Source organism: Aliiroseovarius lamellibrachiae (assembly GCF_018599245.1).
Taxonomy (GTDB): Bacteria; Pseudomonadota; Alphaproteobacteria; order Rhodobacterales; family Rhodobacteraceae; genus Aliiroseovarius; species Aliiroseovarius lamellibrachiae.
Genome location: NZ_JAHEVJ010000003.1, coordinates 47,700 through 61,390, shown reverse-complemented (window position 1 = coordinate 61,390; position 13,691 = coordinate 47,700). Strand labels below are relative to the sequence as shown.

Sequence of the window (13,691 nt, the reverse complement as noted above, 5' to 3'; positions counted from 1 at the left end):
TCACCCGAAATCGCAGCCGGTTACGACAGGAAAACCCTTATGGGCGTGCGCCGCATCACATCCCGCTAAGCGCACAAAAAACAGGATGCAATCGACGTGATCTGGCACGGCCCAAACCTAACCGTCTACTCCCCATTCCCGGGCTGTCATGGCTGCTACGTCGAGTGTCTGTTCCGCTGCGGCGTTTGACAGGGGCGTCACAAACTCCCCGCGAATCGCTCCACACGGCCCGTCACTCCGGCCCAGGCTCCTGGTCGCAGCTCCAGCCCCAAAACGCGGTCGGGATTGGTTGGCGGCGGCATGATCACCCCATGCAAGATCATAAACCCAAACCGGCGGTAATAGGGGGCATCCCCCACCAACATGACACGAGCCCACCCATCTGATTTTGCCTTATCCAAGCTGCCTTGGATCAAAAGCCCGCCCAACCCCTCGCCTTGCCGAGTCGGGTGAACCGCAACAGGGCCAAGCAACAACGCAATCGGATCGGCGGAGGTTTTGGTAGGCTTACCCGTGTTCGACGCAATCGTGACCGGCCAATAGCGAATGGCGCCTGACAAGATTCCGTCCCTATCGCGGGCGACCAGCGACAAGCTTTTTACCGGCGGCACCGTGTTGCGCAGCCGATACGACGAAAGCGCTTCGCGCCCCGGCGCAAAGCAGGTGTCATAAAGGCCTTCAACCTCCCACCCATCCTCGTCTGTCTCTACCGAAAGCGTATACAACGGTGTGTCCCTACAGCCTCTTTCCCTCACTCCCCTAATGCTGCTAGCAAAAGGAGCGGACTGAGAAAAGAGAGAAGCGCGTGTTTTATCAACCAAAAAATGGCCATGGCCTGTCCCATAATCCATTTAACGCGGTGATCACCCCGCGGCCAATTGCGTGGATCTCGACCCGCGGGCCGGATGGCAAAGACAATCTTGCGCCGTATTCTTTTTTCAATGGCGTCGCCTACGACCCTCCGCAGGTGATGTTTGCAAGCACCTCGGGCAAATCCGACCGGGATCTGGGCAAGGACAGTTTGGACAATATTGAAAAAACCGGAGTATTTTGCATCCACATTGTTGCTGAAGACATGAAGGACGCGATGAATGACACGTCAGGCGCCTATGCGCGCGACGTGGATGAATTTACCCACGCAGGCCTTGATCGGGTTGCGTGTGAGTTGATTGATTGCGCTCGTCTGCCCACGGCCCCCGCCGCTTTAGAGTGCAAACTAACCCAGATCACGCGCCTGCCGGGGGAGGAGAACCTCGTCTGTTTTGGCGAGGTGGTGGGTGTGCATCTCCGTGACGATTGTTTGGTGGACGGACATTTTGATGTCACCCGTTTTCGCCCGCTCGCGCGCCTTGGCTATCGTGATTATACCGTGGTGAAAGATGTCTTTAGCCTGACCCGGCCGGGCGAATAATTGGGGGGCATTCCAACTGGTCCTGTGCTGCGTTTAATAAAAATGTAACGAGCGGCACGGTATTTTGGGCCATGTTTCATGCGATCCTCCACAGCCTCGGTTTGCTTTTGCCTGCGCTCATTCCATCTTGGCGATTTTTCAAGGCAGTACAGCCTTCACCGCGGGTGGAATGGGGGATCACATCCTCCTCGCAAACGGTGGAAAACTGGCGACCATATCGTCCGCGGCCCGCACACCTAGGTGCCATCCAGCTGGCGCAGCGCATGTTTTGGAATGCAGCTTGGAATGAAAGCCTGTTTTTGGTCAGCCTGTCAGAGCGGTTGATGGGGACCGAAAGTGACCACAGCCTGCGCGAGCTGACTGCGCGCATCAGATGTGAAATTGCCGAGCAAATCCCCTCGCCCCCCACGGGAACGTTCTGGCAATTTCGGCTGATTTTTATGGACCGCGACGGCGATCAGGTGACGCGTCACATCACCTATCAATCCGACTTGATCAGATTGCACCCCCATGAGTTTTGAGACCGCCCTTCGCCTGACCGAGATCCTGATGGCACTCGCGTTTTTGCAAGCAAGTTCAGAGCATCTGACGGGCCCCCCCCGCGACCGCTTGCTGTTTGGCATTCGGATCATACTGTCCGTGCTGCTTTTGATGGGCGTCATGGTGCCGTGGGTTCTGGTCGCACTTTGCGTGCTTGCCTTGATCATTTTGCACCGATTTCAAGGACCGTATAATGGCGGCAGTGACAAGATGGGTCTGTTGATCCTAACCTGTCTCACGCTGGCACATTGCATCCCTGATCCGGTGTGGAAAGAACGAATGCTGGGCTATCTCGCGGTGCAATTGGTGCTGTGCTATTTCATTTCTGGCGAAATAAAAATCATCAACCCAGAATGGCGGCGCGGGCGAGCATTGCAAGATGTGTTTCGGTTTTCCGCCTATCCGGTCAGCGAAGGGTTACGTGATTTGGCCAATTGGCCCCGACTGTTATGGGCGATGTCCTGGGCTGTGATGTTGTTTGAAGTGCTGTTCCCGATCGCATTGCTTGCGCAATCCTGGCTAATCCTTGCGCTGTGCATCGCCGCCCTATTTCATCTCTCAAACGCGATCTTCTTTGGGCTCAACCGTTTTTTCTGGATCTGGATCAGTGCCTATCCGTCGCTTCTGTGGTTTCAGGATCGGGTTTTCAATGTTGCGGTCTGACGAGGGGTGGCACAAAAAAGGGCGCCAAATGGCGCCCCTTTCACGTCTTTTGTTCAGATCAATGCGATCCCAAGATCCCGGTTTTGACCGAATAATCGGCGGCCACTTCGTAGTCCGGATCATCGTCACTGTCGACCATCAGGTGGCCCGCTTTGGTCAGCAACTGATGGCAATCCCGCGACAAGTGGCGAAGCTGGATCTTTTTGCCTGCGGCTTCATATTTGATCGCAATTGCTTCGATCGCTTGAAGGGCTGATTGATCCACCACGCGGCTGTCGGCAAATTCAATCACAATCGCATCCGGGTCATTGGCGACGTCAAACAGCTCAATGAACCCCTCAACCGAACCGAAGAACAGCGGGCCGTCGATTTCATAGACCTTACGATCCCCTTCAACGCGGGTGCGCGCATGAATATGCGATGCGTTTTGCCAAGCAAAAGCGAGCGCCGACACGATCACCCCGACAACCACAGCCACCGCGAGATCTTCATAGACGGTAACGGCGGTCACCAGCAGGATCACAAAAGCATCCAGGCGTGGCACACGAGTAAGGATGCGGATCGAATTCCACGCAAATGTGCCAATCACCACCATGAACATCACGCCCACGAGGGCCGCCAATGGGATCCGTTCAATCCAACTTGAGGCCGCAACAATAAAGAGCAGCAAAAACGCCGCAGCGGCGATGCCTGCAATTCGTGTGCGCCCACCAGATTTCACGTTGATCATCGATTGACCGATCATCGCGCAACCACCCATGCCCGCAAAGAACCCGGTGACCACATTGGCGGTCCCTTGTGCGATGCATTCTTGCGAGGCGCCGCCCCGTTGGCCAGTCATTTCGCCGACCAGGTTCAGCGTCAACAAGCTTTCGATCAAGCCAATCGCGGCAAGGATCACGGCATAAGGAAAGATGATTCGCAGGGTTTCAAAGTTCAGCGGCGCAAGGGCGGTGCCGTAAAGCCCCTCGCCTTCACCAAACATCCAGTGAAAGCTTGGCAGCCCGCCTTTGATTGACGCCAAATCACCGACAGTTGGCACATCAATGCCAAAGGCAATCACAATCGCCGCAACAAAACCGATCCCAGCCAGGGGGGCGGGGATCAGATTAGTCACCTTCGGCAAGCCCCAGATGATCAACATGGTCAGCCCCACAAGACCCAACATCATGTAAAGCTTCATGCCTGACAGCCACATTTCGGTGTTGTCCGGGTCTTTAAACTGGGTGAGCTGAGCCAGAAAAATCACAATCGCGAGTCCGTTGACAAACCCGAGCATCACCGGGTGCGGCACAAGGCGTATGAACTTGCCCCAATGCATGACGCCCGCAAACACCTGCAACAGCCCCATCAGAACCACCGTGGCAAATAGATATTCAACCCCGTGCTGCGCCACCAAAGCGACCATCACCACGGCCAACGCCCCCGTGGCCCCGGAAATCATCCCCGGACGACCACCAATCAGCGCGGTGATCAAGCCCACCATAAAGGCCGCATAAAGCCCCACAAGCGGATGCACACCGGCCACAAAGGCAAAGGCCACCGCCTCTGGCACCAGCGCCAAGGCCACGGTCAGGCCTGACAAGATTTCGATTTTCAGCCGCGCAGGCGTCAGCGCTTCATTCGGCGACAGCCGATAGTCAGGGCGTTCAATACGGGCGGCATAGCGTGCCAAAAGGGCTCGGGGCATAAATTCACCTTGCAGGAGGGGTTGTTCGCAAGCCCGGTTCCTAACGAGTCTCACATGAAAATGAAACACTTTTGAAGGAGGCACCGCGAATAAACCCCACGCGCAACGTGATTGCAGTGCCCCCGGGGCAGGCAAACCTTGGTCTTACGCCACATTTGCACCCAACCCGGCCCGCAACCGGCGATGATCGCCTCGTAATTCCACTTGCCAGCCACCGTCCCTACCCCCAAAGTCCGAACAAAACCGGACAGGAGAGTAGCATGGGTACCCGCACAATTCTCGGCGTAATCGGCGGATCAGGCGTCTATGACATCGACGGCTTGCAAGATGCGCATTGGCAAGCGGTGGACACCCCTTGGGGCAGCCCATCAGACGAGATCCTGACCGGGGTATTAAATGGTGTGAAAATGGCGTTTTTGCCACGTCATGGACGCGGTCATGTGCATTCCCCCTCGTCGGTTCCGTACCGCGCCAATATTGATGCGATGAAACGACTTGGCGTCACCGATGTGATTTCCGTTTCCGCCTGCGGCTCGTTTCGCGAAGACATGCCGCCCGGAGATTTTGTCGTTGTAGATCAGTTCATTGACCGGACCGTTGCGCGCGAGAAATCCTTTTTCGGCAGCGGGTGTGTCGCCCATGTGGCGCTGGCGCATCCCACCTGTCCACGTTTGGGCGACGCCTGTTACGAGGCGGCCAAAGACGCCGGGATCACCGTGCACAAGGGCGGAACCTATCTTGCGATGGAAGGCCCGCAGTTTTCCACATTGGCCGAAAGCCGGATGTACCGCGACAGCTGGGGCGCGGACGTGATTGGAATGACCAATATGCCCGAAGCCAAGCTCGCCCGCGAAGCAGAGCTTTGTTATGCCTCGGTCGCCATGGTCACCGATTTTGATTGCTGGCATCCCGACCATGACAACGTCGATGTGGCACAGGTGATTACGACGCTGACTGGCAACGCTGGCAAGGCGCGCGATTTGCTGGCGCGTCTGCCAGATGCGTTGGGCGCCAGCCGCGCGCCCTGCCCGCATGGCTGTGACCGCGCGCTGGACTTTGCCATTATGACCGCCCCCGACAAACGCGACGCCGCGCTGTTGGCCAAGCTAGACGCCGTGGCAGGGCGCGTTCTGTAATGCGACTTCAAGGCGTTGATATTGCGCGATTTGTTGCCTTTGTCGGCATGGTGCTGGTCAATTTCCGCATCGCGGCCGAGGTGTCAACCGGTGGCGGGTGGGGTGGTGCCGACATTGGGGCGGGCAACACGGATTGGCCCGCGCTGATCACTGGGCTGACCGAGGGGCGCGCCGCGGCCCTTTTTGTCATTCTCGCTGGTGTTGGCTTTGCGTTGGGCAATCCGGCGTGGCATCTGACCCTGCGCCGCGCGTTGTTTTTATTTGCGGTTGGCATGGCGGATATGCTGATATTCGACGCGGATATCCTGCATTTCTACGCCTTTTACTTTCTTGTTGGCGCGCTGTTTATCGGGGCCACCAACCGCACCCTTTTGCTTGGGGTCGCTGGGTTCGTCGTGATCGGCGCGCTTGCCCAAGCGGTGCTGGTTTATGATCAGGGCTGGAATTGGGACACTTTGGTCTATGCAGATTTCTGGACCGTCCCCGGCTTTCTGCGCCACACGTTTTACAACGGCTGGCACCCGGTCTTTCCCTGGGCCGCTTTTTTGGTGTTTGGCATCTGGCTTGGACGGCAAAGCCTTGGTCGTGTGCCCGTGCAAATCACGATGTTGATCGCAGGGGGCACCGTCGCCTTTGTCACCCAATGGTCCAGCACATTTTTGGTTGAGCTGCCTGAACTGGGCGAGCTTTTAGGCACCGCGCCCATTCCGCCGGGGGTGCTTTATATGATTTCCTCTGCCGCCACGGCCACTGCCGTTTTGGGGGGCATCCTGCTGATCACCCCGCTCTTGAACCTGCTGCGCCTTGATCAGGTTTTGGTCGCACCAGGGCGCATGACCCTGACCCTTTATGCCGCACATATTCTGATCGGCATGGGCCTGTTGGAAAGCATGGACCTTCTAAGCGGACAATTGAGCAGTTTCGAAATATTTGCGTATTCTGTGGGGTTTGTTGTCTGTGCCGCATTGTTTGCCTTGTTCTGGTTGCGTAAGTTCCGCCGAGGGCCGCTTGAGGCATTGATGCGCATCGTCACCGAAGGAAAGACATGAAAACCGTCAAAGATTATATCCGAACCATCGTCGATTTCCCGCACGAAGGGATCCTGTTTCGCGATGTCACCACGCTGTTTGCGGACCCACGCGGAATGCGCATGGCGATTGACCAAATGCTGCACCCCTATGCGGGACAACCCATTGATAAGGTTGTCGGACTTGAAGCACGCGGGTTCATCATTGGTGGCGCGATTGCCCACCAATTGGGCACCGGGTTTGTCCCCATTCGCAAGAAAGGCAAGCTGCCCGGTGCAACCTTGTCAGAGGCCTATACTTTGGAATATGGCGAGGCCGTTGTCGAGATGCACGCAGATGCCATTCACCCCGGCGAGCGCGTCTTGCTGGTGGATGATTTACTGGCCACGGGCGGCACTGCGGGGGCTGGGATCAAGCTCTTGGAACGGGTGGGTGCCGAGATTATTGGCTGTGCGTTTATTGTAGATTTGCCGGAACTTGGTGGGCGAAAGGCGCTCGAGGAACTGGGCATGGATGTGCATGTTCTGTGCGAGTTTGACGGGCTGTAAGTTCCCTTTCGAAAATCCATGTACGTGAACCGCTTGTTAACCAATGGTCGCTAAACAGATCCTGTCTGTTGGGAGCAACAGACGCTGCTTGTGCACATGTAACTCATAGTGCGACGCCCCGCTGCACCCACGGCGGGGCGTCATTTTTTGCCCCCCCCAACGCGTGACAATCACCTCATCCGTACGGACACATAACGGGTTTGGAAAAGCTTATATGTGGCCCGTGGCCCCCGCACATAAGGTGATCGTGAACCTAACGCTTGCGCAGCTACGGCGCACTGTGGCTCAGGCGAAGATCACCGCGCGCGAAATATCACCCCCGGATTCATGATCCCCTTTGGGTCAAGCGCAGATTTGATCGACCGCATCGCGGCCAAACGCACCGGATCGCCGTAGCGTTCAAGCTCGTCAGCCTTTAGCCGCCCCACGCCATGTTCCGCAGAAAATGATCCCCCAAATTGATGTACCAAATCATAGATCACTTTACGGATCGCCGCGACTTGCCCGTCAAATTCGCGCTTCACATGCCCCTTCGGTGGAAAGACATTGTAATGCAGATTGCCATCCCCCAAATGACCAAAACCGTTCACCCGAAACAGTCCCATTGACGCCAACGCCGCATCGGCCTGACATAGAAACGACGGAATCACCGACAAAGGCAATGAGATGTCATGAGAGGAAATTGCCCCTATGTGACGATTGGCCAGCGGTATGTCTTCACGCAGTTTCCACAAGGCATCGCGCTGCGCGCCACTTTGGGCAATCACCCCATCCACCACCAATTCAGCCTCAAGGGCCGCCGCAAATAGGTCCGTTAACGCGTCTTGCGCGCTCAAACCTGCGCCCAGCCCAAGCTCAATCAAGACTGACCAGGCTGGGCGAGCGTCGAACGGGTGTGGGCCGCCCAACCCCGCCTCTGCCAGAAATGCAAACCCGGTGCCAGAGATCAACTCAAAGGCCGAAACCCCCTCGCCGACCTGTTCTTGCGCCAATGATAATAAATCCAAGGCCGCCTGGGGATCCTGCACCACCAAAAGCGCGGTTCCCACAGATTTAGGCCGCGCAAACAAACGCAAGGATGCGGCCGTGATCACGCCCAATGTCCCCTCGGCCCCGCACAACAGGTTGACCAAATCATACCCCGTGTTGTCTTTGCGCAGTCGCTTTAACCCATGCCAAATCCGCCCATCCGGCAACACCGCCTCTAACCCCAGGCACAACCCGCGCGCATTGCCGTAGCGAAGCACATTCACACCGCCCGCGTTGGTCGACAGACATCCCCCAATGCGACAAGAACCGTCAGAGGCCAAAGACAGGGGGAACAGACGGTTCACGCCTTCAGCCGCAGCTTGCAAGTCGGCTACAATGACCCCGGCCTCGGCCACCACTACATTCTCATCCGGATAGATGGCGCGGACAGCGTTCATCCGTTCCAACGACAAGATAACCGGCCGCGCGCACGCCTCAGACGGCATCACCTGCCCGCCCACCAACCCGGTCCCGCCACCATATGGCACCACCGGCACACAAGCCGCGTGACAGGCCGCAACAATACTCGACACTTGGTCCACATTTCTTGGCGCCAACAGCAATCCATCGGTCGCCTGAAACAGCCCGCGTGGCTCTTCCAAATAGCGCGGCCCCAGATCCCGAAACACATCCTCCGGCAATTCAGACCGCAACCGCGTCTCAAAATTCCCGTCCACGTTTCGCATCACGCCCTCTTTTTTCTTGTCAAAAATATCCCCGCCGGAGGCAAACGAGCGGCGCAAGGCCCACCCAAAATCCGCTGTCAGCCAACCATCGTCCGCCCACGCCGATCTGATCTAAGATTGGCATAGAGCACATGGTTGCGCCAGCGCCCGTTGATTTGTAAATAAGACTGCGCAACGCCTTCGTATTTATAACCAACCTTTTCAAGCACCCCACGCGAAGGGGCGTTTTCAGGAAGGCACCCAGCTTCCAACCGGCTCAAATCCAGATCGTTAAACGCATAATGCACCAGCGCCTCAAGCCCCTCGCGCATATACCCCATCCGCGCGAACCGTTCCCCCACCCAATAGCCCGTGGTGCCCGCTTGCGCGGGACCGCGGCGGATATTATCCAGTGTTATGGCCCCGACCAGCGCCTGATCTTCGCGCCGGATGATAAAAAGCGGCAGCGCCGTGCCGCCAGCCACGGACCGATTGGCCCAGTACACCCGGTTGGTAAAGCTTTTACGCGTCAGATGATCCGCCGCCCAAGTGGGCTCCCACGGGCTGAGGAAATCCTGGCTGGCCAGACGCAATGCGGCCCAGGCGCGAAAATCGCCATGCTGCGGCGGGCGCAGCGTTAAACGCTCTGTTTCGATCCGCAGCTTTTTGCGCGACCGGGACGAGAACGGGCCAATCATCATGCCGCCTTTCGCATCTCAGACAGGCTGGCCAAGCTTGGGGCGGCTTCGGCGGGGCCGTAAACAGCCATCGCCATCGCGGCCTCGCCTGCTATTTTTGCGCCAGTCGCCCGCATTTCTGACAGGGTGACCGCGTCGATTTTCTCAACCGTTTCGGCCAGATCCGGCACCCGGTCCCAAATCCCCACAAGGCGCGCCATGCGTTCCACGCGGGCCGACGGGCTTTCAAGCCCCATCAAAAGGCCCGCTTTCATTTGCGTGCGCGCGCGTTCCATTTCACGCTCCGACATATCTTCGGCACTGCGCATCAGTTCGCGCACGGTCAGACCGGCCAGCTCAGATATATCCTCACCCGAGGTCCCCGCATAGATCGTCATCATCCCGGTGTCGTCGTAGGACCCAAGCTGCGAGAAGATCGAATAACACAGGCCGCGTTTTTCGCGCACCTCCTGGAACAGGCGCGAGGACATGCCGCCGCCCAGACCCGAGCTGAACAGCTGTGCCGCGTAAAACGCATCATCGCGATACCCCGGCGCCTCAAGCCCCAGCGTAAAATGTACCTGCTCCAATCCGGGGCGCAGCTCAATCCGTTCGCCATTGGCCCAAGTTGCGGGCACTTCTGGCTGCGCGCTTCCGCGGGTCAGACCGCCAAATGTGGCCTCAGCCATGCGCATAATCTCATCATGATCGACCGCACCAGCAGCCGACAGGATCAGGCGTTCGGGGCCGTAATGCTGTGCGACAAACCCGGCCAGATCTTCGCGACTAAAGGCGCGCACACGTTCCGTTGGGCCAAGAATAGTCCGACCCAAAGGTTGATCGGGGAAGGCCACCTCTTGCAGCCAATCAAACACCACATCGTCAGGTGTATCGAGCGCTTGGCCGATCTCTTGCAAGATCACGCCGCGTTCGGTCTCAATCTCATTCAGATCAAAGATGGGGTTCAGCACGATGTCGGAAATCACATCAAAGGCCAGCGCCACATCCTGTTTCAAAACGCGCGCGTAATAGGCGGTGACTTCGCGCGAGGTATAGGCGTTCAGATAGCCGCCCACATCCTCGATCGCCTCGGCAATCTCAAGCGCGGAACGCTTCTCGGTACCCTTAAAGGCCATATGTTCCAGAAAATGCGCGATGCCGTTCTGCGGCGCGGTTTCATGGCGCCCACCGGCCATGACCCATATACCCAAGCTGGCGCTTTCCAGCCCCGGCATCTGTTCTGTCGCCACGCGAAAGCCGTTGGGCAGACGCCCGATTTGCACTGTCATCTAAGTTATTGTCCAATCTTTTCGCGGATCACGGTTTTAAGCGCTTCAAGCTCGCCGCCGACACGGGTCACACGTTCATCACGTTCAAATAGGTCCGCCATGCGCGGGGGCAAGGGGGCATCTTGACCACAGGCCTCTTTTACGGCGGCGGGGAATTTGGCGGGATGCGCTGTGGCCAGTGTGATCATCGGCACCGCGCCCAAGTGATCGCGCGCCACTTTCACGCCGACGGCAGAATGTGGGCAGAGAACTTCGCCGAAATGGACAAAGCTTGTTTTGATCTCTGCCTTGGTTTCCTCTTCAGACGCGCGGCCGCTGTCGAACTGTTCGCGCAGGTATTCCATCGCGCCTTGGCTGATGGAAAATCCGCCATTTGCCAGATCATCCATCTGTGCAGAAACCGCTTTGCCATCGCGACCATAAGCGTCAAACAGCGCGCGTTCAAAGTTCGAGCTGACCTGAATGTCCATCGACGGTGAAATCGACGGGGTCACGCCCGCTTTGGTATAAGCGCCGGTTTCCATGGTGCGGTGCAGGATGTCGTTTTGGTTGGTGGCAATCACCAGTTTTTCAATCGGCAGGCCCATTTGCTTGGCAATGTAGCCCGCAAAGATATCACCAAAATTGCCGGTTGGCACGGTGAAGCTGACCTTGCGGTGTGGGGCACCAAGGGCCACGGCCGAGGTGAAGTAATACACGACCTGCGCCAGCACCCGTCCCCAGTTGATCGAATTCACACCGGCGAGCTTCACCTCATCGCGGAACTCAAAATCATTGAACATGTCCTTGAGGCGCGCTTGGCAATCGTCGAAATCACCGTCCACGGCCAGCGCATGTACATTGCTCTCGGTCGGTGTGGTCATCTGGCGACGCTGCACCTCTGACACACGGCCATGCGGGTACAGGATGCAGACATTCACATTGTCCAGCCCTCGGAACGCTTCAATCGCGGCAGAGCCTGTGTCGCCAGAGGTTGCACCCACGATGGTCACCCTCTCACCACGTTTGGCAAGTGCTACTTGAAATAACTGACCAATCAGTTGCATTGCGAAATCTTTGAACGCCAAGGTCGGCCCGTGGAACAATTCAAGCAGGAAATGACCGGGTTCAAGTTGCACCAAGGGCGCGCGCGCATCGTGGCCGAAACCTGCGTAAGCCTTTGCAATAATCTCGCGGAATTCCGCGTCCGAAAAGCTGCCTTCGACAAAGGGGCGCATCACACGAAAAGCGGCCTCTTCATACGACACACCCGCCAAATCCGCGATGTCTTCCGGGGTCATGGTCGGGATGGTTTCGGGCACATAAAGGCCACCGTCACGGGCAAGCCCGGTCAGCATAGCGTCTTCAAAGCTCAGAACCGGGGCCTGTCCACGGGTCGAAATATAGCGCATTTGGGTCATCCTTTATGCGAGCGGATTTAAGCGTTCCGGCGCTTCATACGCCAAAGTGCAAAGCCTGTCATCACCGACCATGTTATGGCGAGCAAAAACCACGTTCCGACATATTCCAAATGGCGGTTTGGGATGCTTTCGGTGGTCACGGGCATCGGGTGCAGGGCCGGGTCTGTTTGGGTGCGCAGGATCACAAACACCGGGTCCGTGCCCAGATGCATGGCCATCTTTTCCACGTCGCGGGCAAACCAGATGTTTTCCGCCAAATCATCCTCGGGCGTATAGGCATTGCGATCCTCGGGCCAATGCAGGTTGCCGGTAAGGGACAGGGGCGTGGCGGGCGCATGCTCCAGAGCTTGGCTCAGCGCGATAAAGCCACGGTCCACAAGGATCCGGCGCCCATCAGTCAACGTCACAGGGGAAATGATCCGGTAACCCGCACCGAAATCACGGTGCGAGGCGAGCACGCGAATATAAGCCGCGTCGATCTGACCTGTGAATTGAACGGGCAAAAACTTGTCTGTCTCAAGAGACGGCAGCATTGGAAGCGCGACAGGGTCTGCAGCAATCTTCGTTTCGATCACTGCAATCACCCCGGTCTTCTCTTTTAGACGCTGAAGCTGCCATGTGCCAAGACCGATGAAGATCGCCAAGACAATCACGCTCAGCGTTGCCGCAAAGATCAGTTTCCAGTTCATGCAGGTTACCTTTGGAAAATGGGGTGGAAATAAGCCGGTGAAATGGGAAAGGGCGCAGGGTTCCCCCCACGCCCCATTGATAGGACCAGTTTAGGTCAGGCTCAACCGCCCCAAACGTAGACAGCGGCAAAGAGGAACAGCCAAACGACGTCCACAAAGTGCCAGTACCAAGCGGCCGCTTCAAAGCCCACATGGCTTTCAGGGGTAAAGTGGCCGCGAATGGCACGCAGACAGCAAATCCCCAAGAAGATGGTGCCGACGATCACATGAAACCCGTGAAAACCTGTCGCCATAAAGAAGTTCGCGCCGTAGATATTGCCCGCAAAACCAAACTGCGCATGGCTGTACTCATAGGCTTGGAACACGGTGAAAATCGCGCCCAATACCACCGCGATGGCCAGACCGTTGATCAGGTCTTTGCGGTTGTTTTCATGTGCGATTGCATGGTGAGCCCAGGTGACGGCCGCCCCCGAGAGAAGCAGGATCAGCGTGTTGATCAGCGGCAGGTGCCACGGGTCAAAGGTCTCAATCCCAGCGGGGGGCCAAACGCCGTCGATCTTGGGCGAGCCTTCGGTCATTGGGTAAAGCGCATGTTTAAAGAACGACCAGAACCACGCCGCAAAGAACATCACTTCGGACATGATAAAGAGGATCACGCCATAGCGCAGACCGATTTTCACAACAGGCGTGTGATCGCCCGTTTGACCTTCGTGCACCACATCCGACCACCAGGCGAACATAACGTAAAGGACGCCCACAAGGCCAACAGCGAAGATCCAAGGCATGCCTTCGGCCATCCATTTAACGGCGCCATACAGCATGATGAAGCCGAAAACCGCCCCCAAAAAGGGGTTAATCGACGGGGGTAGAATGTGATAATCGTGGTTCTTAGCGTGTGCCATTTTACGTTAGGTCCCTGTATTCCA

Annotated in this window: 15 protein-coding genes; 7 read left to right on the top strand and 8 right to left on the bottom strand. The window is 57.2% G+C overall.

Going from position 1 to position 13,691, the window contains the following annotated elements; translation table 11 throughout:
• Window positions 1–197: 197 nt before the first annotated feature.
• Entirely contained in the window at window positions 198–725 is a 528-nt protein-coding gene (locus KKW20_RS06125; RefSeq protein WP_246534484.1) for a GNAT family N-acetyltransferase, read from the bottom strand.
• A gap of 80 nt (window positions 726–805) precedes the next feature.
• Here KKW20_RS06125 and KKW20_RS06120 point away from each other — a divergent pair, with 80 nt between their 5' ends.
• From KKW20_RS06120 to KKW20_RS06110, 3 genes are all read left to right on the top strand, one after another.
• Window positions 806–1,411: a flavin reductase family protein gene (locus KKW20_RS06120; RefSeq protein WP_214566994.1), complete on the top strand. Its 606-nt coding sequence runs from the start codon at window positions 806–808 to the stop codon at window positions 1,409–1,411.
• A 263-nt stretch (window positions 1,412–1,674) separates the two neighbouring features.
• Complete coding sequence (locus KKW20_RS06115; protein ID WP_214566993.1) at window positions 1,675–1,932, top strand: hypothetical protein; 258 nt, start codon at window positions 1,675–1,677, stop codon at window positions 1,930–1,932.
• Window positions 1,922–2,614, top strand: coding sequence for an HTTM domain-containing protein (locus KKW20_RS06110; protein WP_214566992.1), 693 nt, complete (start codon window positions 1,922–1,924; stop codon window positions 2,612–2,614). Before KKW20_RS06115 ends, KKW20_RS06110 begins: the two co-directional genes overlap by 11 nt.
• A gap of 58 nt (window positions 2,615–2,672) precedes the next feature.
• On the opposite strand, the gene KKW20_RS06105 is transcribed toward KKW20_RS06110, so the two are convergent.
• A complete protein-coding gene (locus KKW20_RS06105) occupies window positions 2,673–4,304 on the bottom strand; it encodes a SulP family inorganic anion transporter (protein ID WP_214566991.1) in 1,632 nt (543 codons plus the stop codon).
• Window positions 4,305–4,564: 260 nt separating this feature from the next.
• Here KKW20_RS06105 and KKW20_RS06100 point away from each other — a divergent pair, with 260 nt between their 5' ends.
• The 4 genes from KKW20_RS06100 (at window position 4,565) to KKW20_RS06085 (ending at window position 7,347) form a co-directional block, all read left to right on the top strand.
• Window positions 4,565–5,440, top strand: coding sequence for an S-methyl-5'-thioadenosine phosphorylase (locus KKW20_RS06100; RefSeq protein WP_214566990.1), 876 nt, complete (start codon window positions 4,565–4,567; stop codon window positions 5,438–5,440).
• Window positions 5,440–6,489 (top strand): DUF418 domain-containing protein, encoded by a 1,050-nt coding sequence (locus KKW20_RS06095; protein ID WP_214566989.1) that lies wholly within the window; start codon window positions 5,440–5,442, stop codon window positions 6,487–6,489. The genes KKW20_RS06100 and KKW20_RS06095 overlap by 1 nt, the downstream gene beginning before the upstream one ends.
• Window positions 6,486–7,016, top strand: a complete 531-nt coding sequence (locus KKW20_RS06090; protein WP_214566988.1) for an adenine phosphoribosyltransferase — start codon at window positions 6,486–6,488, stop codon at window positions 7,014–7,016. Before KKW20_RS06095 ends, KKW20_RS06090 begins: the two co-directional genes overlap by 4 nt.
• Before the next feature lie 163 nt (window positions 7,017–7,179).
• A complete protein-coding gene (locus tag KKW20_RS06085) occupies window positions 7,180–7,347 on the top strand; it encodes a DUF2867 domain-containing protein (protein WP_343207554.1) in 168 nt (55 codons plus the stop codon).
• Here KKW20_RS06085 and KKW20_RS06080 read toward each other — a convergent pair.
• The 6 genes from KKW20_RS06080 to KKW20_RS06055 all read right to left on the bottom strand — a co-directional run bounded on the left by KKW20_RS06080 (window position 7,313) and on the right by KKW20_RS06055 (window position 13,667).
• Entirely contained in the window at window positions 7,313–8,731 is a 1,419-nt protein-coding gene (locus KKW20_RS06080) for an FAD-binding oxidoreductase (RefSeq protein WP_214566987.1), read from the bottom strand. The genes KKW20_RS06085 and KKW20_RS06080 overlap by 35 nt on opposite strands.
• 77 nt (window positions 8,732–8,808) lie before the next feature.
• A complete protein-coding gene (locus KKW20_RS06075; protein WP_214566986.1) occupies window positions 8,809–9,411 on the bottom strand; it encodes a GNAT family N-acetyltransferase in 603 nt (200 codons plus the stop codon).
• Window positions 9,408–10,676 (bottom strand): M16 family metallopeptidase, encoded by a 1,269-nt coding sequence (locus tag KKW20_RS06070; RefSeq protein WP_214566985.1) that lies wholly within the window; start codon window positions 10,674–10,676, stop codon window positions 9,408–9,410. The genes KKW20_RS06075 and KKW20_RS06070 overlap by 4 nt, the downstream gene beginning before the upstream one ends.
• Window positions 10,677–10,681: 5 nt before the next feature.
• The gene (gene thrC, locus KKW20_RS06065) at window positions 10,682–12,067 is read right to left on the bottom strand and encodes a threonine synthase (protein ID WP_214566984.1); all 1,386 of its coding nucleotides are present in this window, start codon (window positions 12,065–12,067) and stop codon (window positions 10,682–10,684) included.
• Window positions 12,068–12,093: 26 nt separating this feature from the next.
• Window positions 12,094–12,765 (bottom strand): SURF1 family protein, encoded by a 672-nt coding sequence (locus tag KKW20_RS06060; protein WP_214566983.1) that lies wholly within the window; start codon window positions 12,763–12,765, stop codon window positions 12,094–12,096.
• Window positions 12,766–12,866: 101 nt separating this feature from the next.
• Window positions 12,867–13,667 carry a cytochrome c oxidase subunit 3 gene (locus KKW20_RS06055; RefSeq protein WP_214566982.1) on the bottom strand — a complete coding sequence of 267 codons (801 nt, stop codon included), beginning with the start codon at window positions 13,665–13,667 and terminating at the stop codon, window positions 12,867–12,869.
• Between the last annotated feature and the right edge of the window lie 24 nt (window positions 13,668–13,691).